This window comes from Peptococcus niger (assembly GCF_900101835.1).
GTDB classification, from domain to species: domain Bacteria; phylum Bacillota; class Peptococcia; order Peptococcales; family Peptococcaceae; genus Peptococcus; species Peptococcus niger.
Genome location: NZ_FNAF01000001.1, coordinates 150,027 through 165,544 on the forward strand (window position 1 = coordinate 150,027; position 15,518 = coordinate 165,544).

The window sequence follows — 15,518 nt, forward strand, 5'->3', positions numbered from 1 at the left end:
AATTCCTCCTAAACAATCTTCGGGACTTGAAACATCCCGGCTGCAACTTCAGGCCCATTGGATAAAGCAGCCTCTCTATCCACGCTTTCCGTCACCTGGTCTTCCCGGTAAACATTGGACAATTCTAAAACGTGGTTCAAGGGCGAAACGCCTTCTGTATCGATTTCATCCAAAATCGCCATCATATCAATAATCATATCCAACTGTTCCGTCTGCTGGGTCAATTCATCTTCTGTAAAGGACAACCGCGCCAAATGCGCAATGTGTTCTACCGTTTCACGTGTCAGCATAATCTATCTCCTATCTGCTTCTATTGAGGCGCCAGCCTTCTCTAGCAAAAGTTCTATCTCGTCTTGAGTTAATATGGTAATCCCCAGGGCGTGCGCTTTGTCCAATTTACTGCCGGCGTCTTCACCGGCCAGGACAAAATCGGTTCGCTTGCTCACCGAACCGGTCACTTTGGCGCCCCTGGCTTCCAGCAAGGTTTTCATTTCACTTCTGGAGTAGTCCGGTAAGGTACCCGTCAAAACAAAGGTTTTACCTGCCAAGGGCGTGTCCTCTTGCGGTCTTTCAAGGACTGAATAACCCACTCCAGCTGCTTTCAAATCGGCCAACAAGCGTTGATTGGCCGGGTCAGAAAAGTAGCCGACCACCGCTTCCGCTATGCCCGGACCGATGCCATCAATGGTCAGCAGCTCTTCTTCACTGGCCCGCCGAAAATCGTCCAGCGTTGGCAACTGGTTGACCAGTAAGCGACTGACGTTGAGGCCCACCAAAGGAATACCTAAAGCATAAATAAAGCGATCAAGCGGCCTGTTTTTAGCCTGGTCAAGGGCCGTAAGCAAGTTATCGACGCGCTTATCGCCCATACGTTCCAGTTGAAGCAAGTCATCCTTGGTCAAGGTGAACAAGCCTGCTGCCGTGCGAATCAGCCCGGTCGCATAAAGCTGACCAATCAAGGCCGGCCCCAAGCCGTCAATATCCAGGGCATCCCTAGCTGCCATGTGCAAAATACCGGCTTGAATCTGCGAGGGACAGCCAAGACGATTTGGACACCGCCAGGCCGCCTCTCCATCTAAACGAATCAAATGGGAGCCACAGGATGGGCAAAACTTGGGAAAGATATAAGGCCTGCTGCTAGCGCTGCGCTCTTCCGGCAAGGACCGGACCACTTCAGGAATGACGTCTCCCGCTTTTTGAATGACAACCCTGTCACCAACTCGGACATCCTTGCTTTTGATCAAATCTTCATTGTGCAAGGTCGCCCGACTCACCAGAGAACCGGCCACCATGGTCGGCAGGAGGTCAGCCACCGGCGTCACCACACCGGTCCGCCCCACCTGGGTCACAATATCTGTTACCACCGTTTCCTGCTGCTCTGCCGGAAACTTATAGGCAATTGCCCATCGCGGCGTTTTTGCCCGCACATCCAATACACGGCGGTCGGCCAATGAATCCACCTTAATCACCACACCGTCAATATCATAAGGAATGGCTTCCCTATTTTCGGCAATGGCCATGCAGGCCGCAATGGCCTCATCAATGGTCTCGCAATGGACAGCCTCTACCGGCTTAAGTCCCCATTGCCGCATATGGTCCAAGACCTCCACTTGACTTGCCACTTCCTCAGAGCAGGCCAAGATATCGTAAAAGCGAAGGCTCAGCGGCCGCTGGGCCGCTATCTTTGAATCCAATTGTCGGATGGAGCCGGCAGCAGCATTGCGCGCATTGGCAAATAAGGGCAAGTCTGCTTTTTCACGTTCAGCATTTAAGGCGGCAAATGGCGCTTTAGGCAGGTAGACCTCTCCACGGACAATTAAATCTGCCACCGGTTCATTTAAACGTAGCGGTACATTTCGAATGGTCTTAACATTATCCGTTACCACTTCTCCGGCCTGACCATTCCCCCGGGTAGCCCCTAAAACCAATAAGCCGTCTCGATAGGTAAGCGCCATCGATAGGCCGTCAATTTTATGTTCCACACTGTAGGCCACCTGGCTTTTGCCCAGGGCGCGGCAGACTTGTGCGTCAAAATTGCGCAAGTCTGCTTCAGAAAAGGCATTGGCCAGGCTCAACAAGGGCACCCGATGCTGGACCGATTCAAAGCCTTCTGCAACCGCTCCACCAACCCGCTGACTCGGCGAATCGGCCTGCACCCACTCCGGATGAGCCGCTTCAATGGCCAAGAGCGTTTGGTAGAGAGCATCATAGGTACCATCACTGATTTCAGGACGATCCAGTACATAATAACAGTATTCATAATGGCGTAATTGCTCAATCAACGCCAGCATATCTTCTTTTGTCTTATACTCAGCCACCCGCATCACCTGTCTTTCCGTATTATTTTACCTTGACCGTCGCAACACGTCAACGTGTACCCTTATCGATAGCGGCCTCCGCTCTTGACAGGCCTTTATGAAAGGATTATGATAAGCTTAACAAATCAATACTTCTTCAGGGCAGGGTGCAATTCCCGACCGGCGGTAGAGCCCGCGAGCGACCTTTCGCTGATTCGTTGTAATTACGAAGCCGACAGTAAAGTCTGGATGAAAGAAGATTTCTTGATGCATTTTTTGCGTCCATTTCAGTGTGCCCTGTTTAGGGTGCACTTTTTTTATTTGGAGGATTTATGAACGATCGATTAATGATGACACGCGCCTTACACTTGGCGGTGCGTGGTGCCGGGAATGTGGCCCCAAACCCCATGGTGGGCTGTGTGATTGCAAAAGACGGCAAAATTTTAGGTGAAGGTTGGCACCGTCAGTTCGGTGGTCCTCATGCCGAGCGTGAAGCACTGGCTGCTGCGAAGGACGCCGATGTCCAAGGCGCCACCTGTTTTGTCACCTTAGAGCCCTGCAGCCATACCGGTAAAACACCCCCCTGCACAGACGCACTGATAAAAGCCGGCATTGCGCGCGTGGTAATCGCCGCCAAAGATCCAAACCCGAAGGCCAGGGGCGGTGCCGAAAAACTTTTACAAGCCGGTCTGAAAGTTGATATTGGCCTCATGCGGGAAGAGGCGGAAAAAATAAATGAGGCCTTTTTTCATCAATTGAAAACGGGCCGTCCCTATATCCGCTGGAAAGTAGCAGCCACAGCCGATGGGTGCGTGGCACCGCCACCAGGTTCGACAGACCGGAAAATTTCCGCCTCCGATGCGGATGACTGGGTTCAAAAATTACGCCACAGCGTCGGCGCCATTATGGTTGGCGCCGGAACGGTTCGCAAAGACAACCCCCTGCTGTCAGACCGGTCCGGCCTAACCCCTGAGGCTCCCCTCCTTCGTGTGATTGTCGGTCACGATCCCATGGTCTTAGAAGGCAGCCGCATCTTGGAAACGGCAGGAGACATACCAACGGTATTTGCCTGCAGCGGTCCCGCGACCGGGCGAGAATATTTACAAAAGGCCGACATTGACCTCTGGCATTGGCCTGACCACCAGGATGTACCGCTTGACGCCCTATGTGACCGCTTGGCAGCCCGCGGCATTAACGATGTCTTGTTGGAAGGTGGCGCTCATTTGGCCGCCGCCATGCTGCAAGCACAGCTGATTAATCGGGTACACATTTTATGGGCGCCAAAGCTATTGGGCACCCGGTCCATTTCACAAGCCATGCTGGCCGATTGCAAGTGCAGCGGTCCATCTGACGCTTATCGTCTGGTCAAGCCGGACCTGACCTTTTTAGGAGACGATGTGCTGTACAGCGCTGCCGTTGCTTATGATAAGGAGGGCCTATGTTTACCGGATTGATTGACCGCACCGGCGAGATTCGCCAATTGCAAGCAACGGCTTCAGGATTGGAATTGACGATTGTCCCCAAATCGCCCTACGTTGCACTGGAACTGGGTGAAAGCATTGCCGTCAACGGGATGTGCTTAACAGTAACAAAAATAACCGATGACGGATTTTGCGCCGATGTAAGCCGTGAGAGCATTCATCGGTCAACCATCGCTGATCTGACCGTCGGAGCCTTGGTTAATTTGGAACGGGCCATGGCCATGGGCGACCGGTTTGGTGGTCATATTGTCAGTGGCCATATTGACGGTACCGGGAAAATTGCTCGAATTACGCCGGACGGAGACGTCCGCCTCTTTGAAATCGATATTGGTGACCGCTTGGCCCGCTGGGTGGTTGAAAAAGGTTCCATCGCCATTGACGGCATCAGTCTAACGGTGGCAAAAGCAGAGGTCGCTTCCGTCACCATTGCAGTGATTCCCCACAGCCTGGCCGCGACAACCCTATACCGGTCCTCAGTTGGCCAGGAGGTTAATGTGGAATGTGATATGCTGGCCAAATACGTGGAAAAAATGCTTCACCCACCATCGGCTGAAAAAGAATCAACCGATGCGACTGAAGCTATAAATATGGATTTCTTAGCAGAAAACGGTTATTTATGAACTGGAGGGAAAAATATGAATAAGTTTAGTACCGTGGAAGATGCTTTACAACGTTTACGCGATGGCGGCATTATCATTGTCACCGATGATCCCGATCGTGAAAACGAAGGCGATATGATTTGCGCCGCTGAATTTGCCACTACGGAAAACGTCAACCTCATGGCCTCTGTGGCCAAAGGGCTGATTTGCATGCCGATGAGTGTCGAACTTGGCGAAAAATTGGGCCTGTCTCAAATGGTCACTAAAAATACCGATAACCATGAAACAGCCTTTACCGTATCCATTGATCACATGGATACCACCACCGGCATATCAGCCGTTGAACGGGGATTTACCGCCCGAAAATGCGTTGAAGCAGACGCCAAACCGGAAGATTTCCGCCGCCCTGGGCATATGTTTCCACTGATTGCAAAGGACCGCGGTATATTTGAACGACAGGGACACACAGAGGCCACGGTGGACTTGTTAAAATTGGCCGGCCTTGATCCCTGCGGATTGTGCTGCGAAATTATGAACGACGACGGCACCATGATGCAGACCAGCGATTTACACCACCTTGCTGAAAAATATGACCTGCCTTTTATCACCATTCGTGACTTATTGCATTACCGTAAAGTGCATGAAACGATCGTCCGCCAAGTGGCCAAGGCCAAAATGCCCACCCGCTACGGTGACTTTACCATCTACGGGTATATAAACCTCATTAACGGTGAACACCATGTCGCCCTCGTCAAGGGCGATGTTGATGATGGCGAGCCGGTTCTCTGCCGGGTTCATTCTGAATGCCTCACCGGTGATGCCTTAGGGAGCATGCGGTGCGACTGTGGCGAGCAATACGATGCCGCCATGAAGGCCATTGCCGAAGAGGGGCGGGGCATCCTCCTCTATTTGCGGCAAGAGGGGCGGGGCATCGGCTTAATCAATAAAATCAAGGCCTACGCCCTACAGGACCAGGGCTATGATACCATTGAAGCCAACAACATGCTCGGCTTTCCTGATGATATGCGAGACTACAGCGTTGGCGCCCAAATTTTACGCGACCTGGGCGCACGTGACTTGCGGATTATGACCAATAATCCCCAAAAGATATACGACCTTAAAGCCTACGGCATGTCCATTGTCGAACGGGTGCCCATTCAAATGCCCATTCACGACACGGATGCGCGGTATTTGAAAACCAAGCAGGAAAAAATGAACCACTGGCTCGATTACGATCTCAACAACTAGGAGGATATCATGCACATTATTAACGGCCACTTGGTTGGCAACCAGCAAAAAATCGCCATTATTGCTTCTCGTTTTAACGAGCTCATCGTCAACAAGTTAATTGGTGGCGCTCAAGACGCCTTGACCCGCCACGGCATTGACGATGACAACATTGACCTATACTGGGTCCCCGGTGCCTTTGAAATTCCAGCGCTTGCAAAGCGAATCGCTTTGAGCAACCGATATGACGCTGTCATCTGCTTAGGCGCTGTGATTCGCGGCGCCACCCCGCACTTTGATTACGTTTGTGCAGAAGTTTCCAAAGGCATTGCGGCCATTTCATTGGAAGCTGCCTGCCCGGTTATGTTCGGCGTCCTGACCACAGATTCCATCGCCCAGGCCATTGAACGCGCCGGCAGCAAGGCCGGCAATAAGGGCTACGATGCCGCCGTCGGCGCCTTGGAAATGATGGACTTGTACCAAAAAATTTAATCCTTGTGATTTTAGTCCATAAGATAAAAAAGCGCCTGTCAAATCCGCATCCTTGGATTTGACAGGCGCTTTATCTTATGAGCAGGCTGTGGGCAGGTAAACCGCTTTTACCCATCTTGATGACAGGCCTCTTCTTCCGCTTGCGCTTCCAGCAGCAATTTCTTTTCTTCATCTGAAAGTGAATAGTCTTCAAGTAGGTCCGGCCGCCGCAACCAGGTGCGGCGCAGGGCTTCTTTTTTTTGCCAGCGGCGAATGTTGGCATGGTGGCCGGATAATAGCACGTCCGGCACCTCCATGTCTCGAAAGACCCTCGGCTTGGTGTATTGGGGATATTCTAATAAACCTTGAAAGAAGGAGTCCTCTTCATAGGAAGCACGCTCCTTAATAACCCCGGGAATCAATCGCGCAATGGTATCAATCATGACCATGGCCGGCAATTCACCACCGGTGAGCACATAGTCGCCAATGGAGTATTCGCTATCGACAAAATGGCGTATCCGCTCATCAAAGCCTTCGTAATGCCCGCAGACAAAAGATAGCTCGTCACGGTCGGCAAGGCGAACAGCATCGGACTGGGTAAAGGTCTTTCCCTGAGGCGAAAGCAAAATGATTTCGCTGTTATCGCTCATCGGTGCATTGGCTTCCATGGCCGCAATCAAGGGCTGGGGCATCAGCACCATTCCCTGACCGCCCCCATAGGGCGTATCATCCACATGCCGGTGCTTGTCCAAAGCAAATTCGCGGAAGTTAATGACCTCTAAAGAAAGAATGCCCTTATCTTGAGCCTTTCCCAAAAGGCTGGCGGATAAGGCACCGTCAAACATTTCCGGGAAAAGCGAAAAAACGCGTATTTTCATGGTTATTCGTCCCTTAATCCGGCCGGTAATTGCACATCCATTTGGCCAGCGGCCAAATCAACCCGATTTACCACCGTTTTTAACGCCGGCACGTAGATCCTTTTCCCATCGGTCCCATGAACAACATAGACATCATTTGCCCCGGGTTGCAACACTTCCCTTATCTCTCCCAGGCAGATGCCGTCCTCATAAACGGAAAGGCCGATTAAATCGTCAATGTAAAAGCGATCCGGCGGCAAAGGCCGCCGCTGATCAAATGGGATGAGACAATCATAGCCTTTAACCGCCTCGGCAGCGTTACGGTCTTCCAAGCCGTCCAGCTGTAGTAAGACGCTCCCCTTGTGGTATCGGCGGCTCCGGATGGTATATTTTTCCACCATTTCTTTATGCGCCAGCATGATTTCATCCAAGTCATCAAAACGTTTGGGATCATCGCAGAGCGGCTTTATTTTCAACTCACCGTGAACGCCGTGTGCTGCCTGGACTTGACCGACGGTAACCGTTCTCAATTTAGGCATTGGGCCGACGGATGTCGATGACGACATCATCTTTGATGACCACTTCGCGGTTCAGGTTCAAGTTGAAGGGTTCACCAACGGCCAATTCGGTGACAAAGTTGCCCTCACCGGCCGTCACCTCTTCCCCTTCAGCTAAAATATCAACCGCTTGCTTACCGCTTTCAATTTGTTCCCGGTAAACAGCAATTTTTTGCCGTTCCATGTTGAATTGCTGCCGCAATTGTTCAATTTGCGGATGTGCCTTCAACGTCAGTTCGGTCATGGTTTTATCCATTTGTTTATCAAAATTAGCCAGTTCTTCGTCAATTTTCGCAATCTGCTCATCAACTTCAGCTAAGGCTTTTTCTTTATAGGCTTGTGTAACCACTTGTTTGTAGGTCACTTTGCCCATAACAGTTAATTTTTCTTCGCTCATGGATGGCTCCTTTCTAAAAAATCCGGAATCCCAACGGGCTTCCGGATCCAATCTTTATTCTACAATTTCAACATACACTTTTTTATGCATACGAGCGCCTACCGCTTTGAGCACCGTGCGCAAAGCATTGGCAATTCGGCCTTGTTTACCGATAATCTTGCCCATATCTTCGCCGGCGACTTGCACTGTTACGTTAACGGCTGTGTCGCTCTCTTTGATACGAACTTCAACCGCTTCCGGATAATCCACCAGTGCCTGCACCAAATGTTTGACCAGTGCTTCCATGGTTACCACTCCTTAAGCATTTTTCTTCACGCCTGCTTTTTTGAAAAGACTGCGCACTGTATCGGACGGCTGAGCACCGGTAGAAAGCCATTTCTGTGCTTTTTCTGCGTCAACCTTGATATCAGCCGGGTTTTTATTCGGATCGTAATAACCAATTTCTTCGATAAAACGACCGTCACGCGGTGCACGGCTGTCAGCTACGACAATACGATAAAAAGGTTTCTTTTTAGCGCCCATGCGTTTTAATCTGATTTTTGTTGCCATTCTTCCTCACCTCCTATGTGAGATTACAGCCCGAAAAAGGGTAACCGTTTCTTTTTACCGCCTTTTCCGCCGGCCATTTGTGTTAATTGTTTCATCAGCGTTTGCGATTGGTCAAATTGTTTTAACAGTCGGTTGACATCTTGCACGCGCACGCCTGCACCTGCCGCAATGCGCTTGCGGCGACTGCCATTTATGATTTTCGGGCTTTGACGCTCTGCTTTGGTCATGGAAAGAATCACAGCTTTACTGCGTTCCATTTCCCTTGCGTCAATCTTAACATTCTTTAAAGCCTTCTTGTTAAGCCCCGGAACCATCTCTAAAAGAGAATCCATATCCCCCATTTGCTGCATTTGGGTCATTTGTGCTAAATAATCTTCCAAGGTAAAGGATTGGTTGATAATCCGTTCTTGGATTTTCTGCGCCTCTTCCTCGTCAAAAGCTTCCTGCGCTTTATCAATGAGCGTCAAGACATCGCCCATCCCCAAAATACGGTTGGCCATGCGGTCCGGATGAAAGGGTTCAAGCGCATCCAGTTTTTCACCCATCCCGATAAACTTAATCGGGCAACCGGTCACTTCCTTAACGGACAAGGCGGCACCACCGCGCGTATCCCCATCCAGTTTGGTGAGGACCAGTCCGGTAATGGCCAAGGTCTCATTAAACCCATCTGCCACGCTAACGGCATCTTGACCCGTCATGGCATCGATCACCAGTAAAATTTCGCTGGGATCCACAGCCGCTTTAATGCCCTCCAACTCTTCCATCAGAGCGGCATCAATGTGCAGGCGGCCGGCCGTATCCAAGATAACCACGTCATTGTTGTGTGACCGCGCATGCTCCCGGGCCCGCACGGCAATATCAACCGGGCTTTCATCCGTACCTTCCGAATAAACAGGAATATCCAGCTGGTCACCGAGCACTTCCAATTGCTTGACCGCAGCCGGTCGATAAACATCGCACGCCACCAGAAGAGGTCTTTTTTTCATTTTATCCCGCATGTAGCGGGCCAATTTACCGGAGGTGGTTGTCTTACCGGACCCTTGCAAGCCGACCATCATAATTACTGTTGGCGGCTGGGAGGCAATTTGGATTTTTTCCTGCTCGCCACCCATCAGCTGGGTTAATTCATCGTGGACGATTTTAACCACTTGCTGGCCGGGTGTCAGGCTTTCCATCACTTCACTGCCTAAGGCGCGGTCCTTAATGTGAGCGACAAAAGACTTAACCACTTTATAGTTAACGTCTGCTTCCAGTAAAGCCAGTCGCACTTCTTTTAAAACATCTTTTAAGTCTGCTTCACTAATCTTGCCTTTACCAGTGATTTTAGAAAAAACATCTTGTAGGCGATCCGCCAATCCGTCAAAAGCCATCGTTTTGGCCTCCTTTCAAGATTGAGAGCACATCCATGGCCACTTGGAAGACCTTGGCATCTCCGCCGGCTAAGTCCTTTATAGCCCCTTCCAGCTGTGTATAATAAGCCTGGTATTGCTCATCTTTTTTTGCCAAAGCCAACCGATTTTCATAATCGGTTAAAAGCGATTCCACGCGCCGCAAGGTACTGTGAACGGCTTGACGGGAAGTATCCATAGCACTGGCAATCTCCGCCAGTGACAAATCCTCTTCATAATATAAAGTAAATAAATCCCGCTGTTTGTCCGTTAACAAGGGGGCATAAAAATCAAACAAACGCGTTATCTCTGCAAGATGACCTAACGTTGTACTCAATCCATCACCTGTCAATCTTTTTCCCTTGACACCTGTAGTATCATAGCAAGTTTATCCCTTACTGTCAAGATTTTTTTCACCGGTACTGCCGAAGCCTCCCGTCCGCTGGGCAAGAGCTTCGTCATCATCGCAAAGAAGGTGGGGTAAAAAAACACCCTGCATAAATCGCTCTCCGGCAGCCAGGGTCAAGACGTCCCCTTTTTTACTGTCATTGGTAATCGTGGTCAGAATATGACCTTCATTTAGTGCGCCGTAGTAGTCGCTGTCAATAACGCCAATGGTATTCGCCAATTGCAAGCGATAGCGAATCCCTAAACCGCTGCGCGGCATCAGCAAAAGCACCACCCCTTCAGGCATGGCTGCACGGATGCCCGTTGGAATGCAAATGCTTTCACCCGGTGACAAGTGAATTTGAAAGGGCGTGTAAAAATCATATCCCGCACTGCCGGCCGTGGCACGGACCGGCAAGGAGATCTTGCGATAAACCGCTTTGATGTCCAAAACAGAATATCCGTTTTTTTCAGCGTCCTCTGCAAACTGTTTTGCACTGACTTTTTCAAAATAAATCATCTTAACCCTCCAAAATAACAGCTTATTCTTGAAACACAAATGCCAAACTGTTATAATTTTAATGTTAGTTTAAAAAGAAAAGGGGATTTTCATGGGTCGTATACATAATATTGAAGGCAAAAAAAATAAGATGGACAGCCAACGATCGGCAAGCTTTACCAAACATGCGCGCAACATCAGTGTTGCAGCCCGTATGGGTGGCGGTGATCCAGCCTACAATGCAACGCTAAAATTGGCCATCGATAAGGCAAAGGCAGATAATATGCCCAATGATAACATACAGCGGGCTATAAAAAAAGGGACCGGCGATAACGATTCAGACAAATTTGAGCACATTACCTATGAAGGTTACGGTCCCGGTGGGGTTGCCATTATGATTGACTGCTTAACCGATAATAAAAACCGAACAGCCGGTAATGTCCGCCACCTCTTGGATAAAAATGGCGGCAACCTTGGTACCAACGGTTGTGTGGCCTTTCTTTTTGAACGCAAGGGGGCCATCGCCATTGATCGTGCAGAAACGCCGATAGGCGAAGATGAATTGATGGAGCTGGTACTTGAAAACGGTGCTGAAGATTTCATCAGCGAAGCGGATTATTTCGAAGTCATCACCGGACCTGAAGATTTTTCACCGGTATTGGATGCCTGTCGAGAAGCCGGTGCTTCGATTATCACCAGCGATATCAGCATGCTACCGGTCACCACTGTCGAGGCCGACAAATCAACTTCCTCTAAAATGGAAAAATTGCTCAATGATTTAGAAGCCGACGATGACGTACAAAATGTCTACACAAATGCTCAATAATCAAAGGCCAGACCAGCTAAAAAGCCGACCGATTCAAGTTGAATCGGTCGGCTTTTTTTACCTGCGACAAAATCGGCAGCAATGATTCTCCGGTGCCGGCCATTCATAAAAACCGTCACCGCATACAGAGCAGGTTTCAAGAGGCACTTCTAGCAAAATATCCCAACTTGGATTAGCCAAGTCACCGATACGCAAGGGCGCATCCCAATGCAAGCCGCTAACGGGACATACATCTTGACACAAACCACATTGGCTGCACAATACCGGCGCATAACTCAGCGCCTTACCCATCTCTGTTTCATCAATCCGCAGTGCCTCACGGGGACAAATAGCTGCACAAGCGCCACAAAATTGACAAGCCGTCGCCCGCAATCGTCGATAGGGCAATTCTTCCTGCCAAGACGCTTTCGGGTATTTTTGATAGGGTCGCATAAGGAGGGCCCGACGCGATATGGGCCTCCCTTCTGCTGCTGAAAAATAGTGCGCGGTTTGTAATTGCCATTCCGCCTTGCCGGTTTTTTGCAGCCGTTGCCAGCCTGCAGCAATAAATTCCCGACGGTTGCTTGTTGGATCTTGGAAGCCCAGCAGGTCACCGGGATTTTGGACAATGGTCAGTCGCTCCCGATAGGGCAGGGAAAGCTGTTCCATCCGCCCTATCAGGGCCTCTGCCGACCAACTGTTGACACAAGGCCGGCAGGACTCTTGATCAACATAGAGAATCAGTTGGGAGACATGCTGTAAAACCGTTGCCAACCACTCCGGTTCCAACTGGGTGAAACAGCTGATGCGTCCATCAACCGACGCACCACTTACATCATGGGTACAGCCGATGACCGGGCAAGCTTTTCCGCGGCAATAGTCAGCTAACAGAAAGCTGTCAAGGGTATAAACCCGCTCCGGGCAATCACGAACGCAACGTCCGCAAGCCCGACAGCGCTCAACGAGCGGTCCCTTATCCGTTAATACAATCCCTTTTTCAGGGCAAATATCTGCACATAAAGAGCAAGTCGCCAAAGGGGACCGGCAGCGAACGCACAGGTCTGCATTCGCTGTTATGCGGCCCAATAATTTTTGAGCCCCCCATCCTAAAACGTTCACAGCGCATCAGCACCTTTTGGTAAGGAAATGGTAAAAGTAGACCCTAGGCCAGGCACGCTTTCCGCCAGCAAGGTTCCTCCATGCGCCTGTACAATAGACCGGGCAATCCACAAGCCCAAGCCGGCGCCATGGCCGTCAGCCTCCACTGCCTCTCCGGCAGTGTCAAAGGCGTTAAAAATACGCCCCACTTGCTCCGGGTTCATCCCCCGTCCGCTATCTCTTATGTCTAAATACAGATGGGCATCATCCTGGCGAATGGCCAGATGAACCTCTCCGCCGGACTGGGTAAATTTAAAGGCATTGTCGACAATATTCACCAAAACCTGACGAAATTTATTTCTATCCAGCTCAACAACCGTACCTTTAGGGATATCGTTAATCAGTTGAACACCGGTTTGCTCCATGCGCAGTTCAAACTGACCTTGAATTTCCAGGCCCAGTAAATAAAGGTCTGCCCGTTCAGGAGACAGCACGACTTTGTCACCGGATAGCCTTGCCCAATCGAGCAGTTGATTGATCACATAAAGCAAGGCATCCGATTCCTGGATAATTTTTTTCGTATAAATATGTTGCTTAGGATTTAGCGGCCCGGCCATTTCTTGATCCAATAATTCGCCGAACCCTTTAATGATATTTAATGGCGTCCGCAGATCATGGCCAATTTGTGCCACATAATAAATCCATTCGTTTGCCTTTGACTCATGCATGGTCGGCCTCCATAAGCTCATCTGCGTGCGATTGGACAATCTCCAGGATGTCTTCATAATGCGCCGCTTCTTCATCGCGAATGCGCTTTAAAATCAATTTTTCCGCCTCTGAGTCAACCATATGCAGTAAGGTCTCATAATAAAATACCGCTGCTTCTTCTTCGGCCAAATAGGTCACCATAAATGCCATGATGCCTTCAGAAAAATCCGGTGGTCGATGTATTGCCCTGCAGTTAAAATCAGGCACTTGCCGGCCCAGCATGCCGGCCAAAAAATTGGCATGGCTCAGTTCTTCTTGGGCATAAGAAATAAACCGTATTTTTATATCAAATGCGCTAATTTCCTGTGCCATAGCAATAAAGGCCTCAGCTGATTTAAGCTCATCGACCAATCCTCTGCACAAGACCTGTTCAAAATCTTGAAGCATAGGCCCTCCATTACTTCATCCGCAACCGAAAATCCAATTTTTGATGCTGCTTTAACAAGGGAAAACGCCGCAATTTAAAAATACGCACGATTGACGATACCAAGATAAAAGCCAGCGCAATCGCACCACAGGCCACTAACGAATTGGTTGCATATCGCATGGATACAGGGATATTGCCATTGATAAAGTTTTCGATAGCTCGGTAGACCCCGGCACCAGGTACAATCGGCAAAACACCAACAATCAGATAAACCATAACGGGCACCTTCGTAACACGCGCCATAATTTCAGCGTAAATAGCCAAGGCAATGGATGCTATAAAAAAGTCAAAGGCCTCTCCGGCAATGACGTTCAAATCAAAGGCCAGCTTACCCAAGGCACCGCCTAAAGATGTCCAAAAGACCAATTGACCGCGCAAATTGTACAGAAGCGCAAAACCAATGCAGGAAAAAAAAGAAAAAATATAGATCATGTCAGCCATTTCCACCCTTCTGAAACCGCCCAATAACCGACGGTACTGCCGATGGCTATCGCACTACCGACTAAGGTACATTCCAGCCCGGCTATCATCCCGGCCAAAAGGTCACGCGCAATCATATCACGAATAGCCGTTGTAAAGGCAATACCTGGAACCAATATCATCAAGGTACCGGTGATGATGCGTCCGAGGTGAAGGTCTGGCATAAATAAAGAACAGCCTGTTGCTACCGTTGTGTGGATCAGGCTTGCTACTAGGGTGACAAAAAAAGCATTGGCATGAAAACGTTCCATTTGCATACAAAGTGCTTTGGCCAAGGCAACGGCAGACATGGCCACCACAGCATCTTTAAGGGTACCGTCAAAAAACAAGGTAAAGAAAAAGCCAATCAAAGCAGCTGCAAACAACTGGGTCGGAAACCCATAAACAGGTCCTCGGCGAATTTCTTGCGTATGCTGACGCACTTCAGCCAGGGGTGGTTTTTGCGCACAAATATACCGCACATAATCATTGACCTCGCAAACAATTCTATAATTGGTGCCCCTGGCATAAACACGGCGCGTTTTGGTCACCGTTTCTTTATCTGCTGTTTCCATCGATAAAATGATCAAATTCGGGATGGCAAAAACATCGGTGCTTTCGATGCCATAGGCTTTCAAAATACGTTGCATCGATTCTTCCACCCGGTATATTTCAGCACCATTAACTAAAAGGAGCACGCCCAAGTCAATTGTCGTGCTCAGCAATCGGTGGTAACTTAATTCTGTATCCAGGTGCTCACCCATTACAATCCTCTAAATAGGTCGCCCTAATAATATCCTGACGGGTGACAATGCCAAGCAATTCATCTTCTTCATTGACAATGGGGATGCGGTTCACTTGTTTGGTCAGCATCAACTGGGCCACTTCAGAGATATCCGCATATTCCGGCAAGGTCAGCGGATAAGGCGTCATGAGTTCAGACACCGTTGTGGCCGTCAAGGCTTCCACTTCAGACTTCATATTTTTGTAATTGATGGGAAAGGCGCTATCTAAAAACATCAGATACAGCGGTTTTTGAAGAGGTTTCTGCTGCTTAACCAAGTCACCCTCAGTTAAAATTCCCACCAACCGATTGTTGCGATCCACCACCGGCGCACCACTGATATTGTGCTCGACAAAAACCGTCGCTGCTTCCTTTAAATCAATTTCAGGGCGTATGGTGATCACATCACGGGTCATAATATCTTTTGCCAGCATTGTGGATGACCTCCTCTTTCATCAAAATAGCATT

The 15,518-nt window shown here is 49.5% G+C and carries 21 protein-coding genes and 1 riboswitch; of the genes, 5 read left to right on the forward strand and 16 right to left on the reverse strand.

Going from position 1 to position 15,518, the window contains the following annotated elements:
- Positions 1–8: 8 nt before the first annotated feature.
- Entirely contained in the window at positions 9–290 is a 282-nt protein-coding gene (gene gatC, locus BLQ16_RS00765) for an Asp-tRNA(Asn)/Glu-tRNA(Gln) amidotransferase subunit GatC (RefSeq protein WP_091790849.1), read from the reverse strand.
- Between the two features lie 3 nt (positions 291–293).
- Positions 294–2,318, reverse strand: a complete 2,025-nt coding sequence (gene ligA / locus BLQ16_RS00770) for an NAD-dependent DNA ligase LigA (RefSeq protein WP_423230807.1) — start codon at positions 2,316–2,318, stop codon at positions 294–296.
- Positions 2,319–2,446: 128 nt separating this feature from the next.
- Positions 2,447–2,562: riboswitch (FMN riboswitch) on the forward strand.
- 67 nt (positions 2,563–2,629) lie between these two features.
- Here ligA and ribD point away from each other — a divergent pair.
- The 4 genes from ribD to ribH are packed head-to-tail and all read left to right on the forward strand — an operon-like array spanning position 2,630 to position 6,096.
- On the forward strand, positions 2,630–3,751 hold the full coding sequence (gene ribD, locus BLQ16_RS00775; RefSeq protein WP_091790851.1) for a bifunctional diaminohydroxyphosphoribosylaminopyrimidine deaminase/5-amino-6-(5-phosphoribosylamino)uracil reductase RibD: 1,122 nt from the start codon (positions 2,630–2,632) through the stop codon (positions 3,749–3,751).
- Entirely contained in the window at positions 3,736–4,398 is a 663-nt protein-coding gene (locus tag BLQ16_RS00780; RefSeq protein ID WP_091790852.1) for a riboflavin synthase, read from the forward strand. Before ribD ends, BLQ16_RS00780 begins: the two co-directional genes overlap by 16 nt.
- A 15-nt stretch (positions 4,399–4,413) precedes the next feature.
- A complete protein-coding gene (locus BLQ16_RS00785; protein ID WP_091790853.1) occupies positions 4,414–5,625 on the forward strand; it encodes a bifunctional 3,4-dihydroxy-2-butanone-4-phosphate synthase/GTP cyclohydrolase II in 1,212 nt (403 codons plus the stop codon).
- Positions 5,626–5,634: 9 nt separating this feature from the next.
- A complete protein-coding gene (ribH, locus tag BLQ16_RS00790; protein WP_091790854.1) occupies positions 5,635–6,096 on the forward strand; it encodes a 6,7-dimethyl-8-ribityllumazine synthase in 462 nt (153 codons plus the stop codon).
- A gap of 107 nt (positions 6,097–6,203) precedes the next feature.
- On the opposite strand, the gene trmD is transcribed toward ribH, so the two are convergent.
- Genes trmD through BLQ16_RS00830 form a run of 8 tightly spaced genes read right to left on the reverse strand, consistent with a single transcriptional unit; the run spans position 6,204 to position 10,730 of the window.
- Entirely contained in the window at positions 6,204–6,953 is a 750-nt protein-coding gene (gene trmD / locus BLQ16_RS00795) for a tRNA (guanosine(37)-N1)-methyltransferase TrmD (protein ID WP_091790855.1), read from the reverse strand.
- A 2-nt stretch (positions 6,954–6,955) separates the two neighbouring features.
- Positions 6,956–7,501: a ribosome maturation factor RimM gene (gene rimM / locus BLQ16_RS00800; protein WP_091790856.1), complete on the reverse strand. Its 546-nt coding sequence runs from the start codon at positions 7,499–7,501 to the stop codon at positions 6,956–6,958.
- Entirely contained in the window at positions 7,464–7,886 is a 423-nt protein-coding gene (locus tag BLQ16_RS00805) for a YlqD family protein (RefSeq protein ID WP_091790857.1), read from the reverse strand. Before BLQ16_RS00805 ends, rimM begins: the two co-directional genes overlap by 38 nt.
- 54 nt (positions 7,887–7,940) lie before the next feature.
- A complete protein-coding gene (locus tag BLQ16_RS00810) occupies positions 7,941–8,171 on the reverse strand; it encodes a KH domain-containing protein (protein ID WP_091790858.1) in 231 nt (76 codons plus the stop codon).
- Between the two features lie 12 nt (positions 8,172–8,183).
- Entirely contained in the window at positions 8,184–8,435 is a 252-nt protein-coding gene (gene rpsP / locus BLQ16_RS00815; protein WP_091790859.1) for a 30S ribosomal protein S16, read from the reverse strand.
- Between the two features lie 23 nt (positions 8,436–8,458).
- Positions 8,459–9,805, reverse strand: a complete 1,347-nt coding sequence (gene ffh / locus BLQ16_RS00820) for a signal recognition particle protein (RefSeq protein WP_091790860.1) — start codon at positions 9,803–9,805, stop codon at positions 8,459–8,461.
- A complete protein-coding gene (ylxM, locus tag BLQ16_RS00825) occupies positions 9,795–10,160 on the reverse strand; it encodes a YlxM family DNA-binding protein (RefSeq protein WP_091790861.1) in 366 nt (121 codons plus the stop codon). Before ylxM ends, ffh begins: the two co-directional genes overlap by 11 nt.
- Positions 10,161–10,211: 51 nt before the next feature.
- Positions 10,212–10,730, reverse strand: coding sequence for a dCTP deaminase/dUTPase family protein (locus BLQ16_RS00830; RefSeq protein ID WP_091790862.1), 519 nt, complete (start codon positions 10,728–10,730; stop codon positions 10,212–10,214).
- A 91-nt stretch (positions 10,731–10,821) separates the two neighbouring features.
- Here BLQ16_RS00830 and BLQ16_RS00835 point away from each other — a divergent pair, with 91 nt between their 5' ends.
- On the forward strand, positions 10,822–11,535 hold the full coding sequence (locus BLQ16_RS00835; protein ID WP_091790863.1) for a YebC/PmpR family DNA-binding transcriptional regulator: 714 nt from the start codon (positions 10,822–10,824) through the stop codon (positions 11,533–11,535).
- A gap of 57 nt (positions 11,536–11,592) precedes the next feature.
- Here BLQ16_RS00835 and BLQ16_RS00840 read toward each other — a convergent pair whose 3' ends face one another.
- From BLQ16_RS00840 to BLQ16_RS00865, 6 genes are read right to left on the reverse strand one after another with little or no spacing between them, the layout of a single operon-like run.
- Entirely contained in the window at positions 11,593–12,633 is a 1,041-nt protein-coding gene (locus BLQ16_RS00840) for a 4Fe-4S dicluster domain-containing protein (RefSeq protein WP_091790864.1), read from the reverse strand.
- Positions 12,630–13,340 carry a sensor histidine kinase gene (locus BLQ16_RS00845; RefSeq protein ID WP_159427921.1) on the reverse strand — a complete coding sequence of 237 codons (711 nt, stop codon included), beginning with the start codon at positions 13,338–13,340 and terminating at the stop codon, positions 12,630–12,632. The genes BLQ16_RS00840 and BLQ16_RS00845 overlap by 4 nt, the downstream gene beginning before the upstream one ends.
- Positions 13,333–13,767, reverse strand: coding sequence for a ferritin family protein (locus tag BLQ16_RS00850; protein ID WP_091790866.1), 435 nt, complete (start codon positions 13,765–13,767; stop codon positions 13,333–13,335). The genes BLQ16_RS00845 and BLQ16_RS00850 overlap by 8 nt, the downstream gene beginning before the upstream one ends.
- 10 nt (positions 13,768–13,777) lie before the next feature.
- Entirely contained in the window at positions 13,778–14,248 is a 471-nt protein-coding gene (locus tag BLQ16_RS00855) for a threonine/serine exporter family protein (RefSeq protein ID WP_091790867.1), read from the reverse strand.
- Positions 14,236–15,030, reverse strand: a complete 795-nt coding sequence (locus BLQ16_RS00860; RefSeq protein WP_091790868.1) for a threonine/serine exporter family protein — start codon at positions 15,028–15,030, stop codon at positions 14,236–14,238. Before BLQ16_RS00860 ends, BLQ16_RS00855 begins: the two co-directional genes overlap by 13 nt.
- A complete protein-coding gene (locus BLQ16_RS00865; RefSeq protein WP_091790869.1) occupies positions 15,023–15,484 on the reverse strand; it encodes a CBS domain-containing protein in 462 nt (153 codons plus the stop codon). The genes BLQ16_RS00860 and BLQ16_RS00865 overlap by 8 nt, the downstream gene beginning before the upstream one ends.
- Between the last annotated feature and the right edge of the window lie 34 nt (positions 15,485–15,518).

What these genes read in the sequence shown, in the direction of transcription:
- BLQ16_RS00860 (WP_091790868.1), bottom strand. Translation starts at nt 15,030, where the DNA reads ATGGGTGAGCACCTGGATACAGAATTAAGTTACCACCGATTGCTGAGC.
- BLQ16_RS00865 (WP_091790869.1), bottom strand. Translation starts at nt 15,484, where the DNA reads ATGCTGGCAAAAGATATTATGACCCGTGATGTGATCACCATACGCCCT.
- BLQ16_RS00855 (WP_091790867.1), bottom strand. Translation starts at nt 14,248, where the DNA reads ATGGCTGACATGATCTATATTTTTTCTTTTTTTTCCTGCATTGGTTTT.
- BLQ16_RS00780 (WP_091790852.1), top strand. Translation starts at nt 3,736, where the DNA reads ATGTTTACCGGATTGATTGACCGCACCGGCGAGATTCGCCAATTGCAA.
- gatC (WP_091790849.1), bottom strand. Translation starts at nt 290, where the DNA reads ATGCTGACACGTGAAACGGTAGAACACATTGCGCATTTGGCGCGGTTG.
- ribH (WP_091790854.1), top strand. Translation starts at nt 5,635, where the DNA reads ATGCACATTATTAACGGCCACTTGGTTGGCAACCAGCAAAAAATCGCC.
- BLQ16_RS00810 (WP_091790858.1), bottom strand. Translation starts at nt 8,171, where the DNA reads ATGGAAGCACTGGTCAAACATTTGGTGCAGGCACTGGTGGATTATCCG.
- rimM (WP_091790856.1), bottom strand. Translation starts at nt 7,501, where the DNA reads ATGATGTCGTCATCGACATCCGTCGGCCCAATGCCTAAATTGAGAACG.
- rpsP (WP_091790859.1), bottom strand. Translation starts at nt 8,435, where the DNA reads ATGGCAACAAAAATCAGATTAAAACGCATGGGCGCTAAAAAGAAACCT.
- BLQ16_RS00835 (WP_091790863.1), top strand. Translation starts at nt 10,822, where the DNA reads ATGGGTCGTATACATAATATTGAAGGCAAAAAAAATAAGATGGACAGC.
- BLQ16_RS00845 (WP_159427921.1), bottom strand. Translation starts at nt 13,340, where the DNA reads ATGCATGAGTCAAAGGCAAACGAATGGATTTATTATGTGGCACAAATT.
- BLQ16_RS00805 (WP_091790857.1), bottom strand. Translation starts at nt 7,886, where the DNA reads ATGAGCGAAGAAAAATTAACTGTTATGGGCAAAGTGACCTACAAACAA.
- BLQ16_RS00850 (WP_091790866.1), bottom strand. Translation starts at nt 13,767, where the DNA reads ATGCTTCAAGATTTTGAACAGGTCTTGTGCAGAGGATTGGTCGATGAG.
- ribD (WP_091790851.1), top strand. Translation starts at nt 2,630, where the DNA reads ATGAACGATCGATTAATGATGACACGCGCCTTACACTTGGCGGTGCGT.
- ffh (WP_091790860.1), bottom strand. Translation starts at nt 9,805, where the DNA reads ATGGCTTTTGACGGATTGGCGGATCGCCTACAAGATGTTTTTTCTAAA.
- BLQ16_RS00830 (WP_091790862.1), bottom strand. Translation starts at nt 10,730, where the DNA reads ATGATTTATTTTGAAAAAGTCAGTGCAAAACAGTTTGCAGAGGACGCT.
- trmD (WP_091790855.1), bottom strand. Translation starts at nt 6,953, where the DNA reads ATGAAAATACGCGTTTTTTCGCTTTTCCCGGAAATGTTTGACGGTGCC.
- BLQ16_RS00785 (WP_091790853.1), top strand. Translation starts at nt 4,414, where the DNA reads ATGAATAAGTTTAGTACCGTGGAAGATGCTTTACAACGTTTACGCGAT.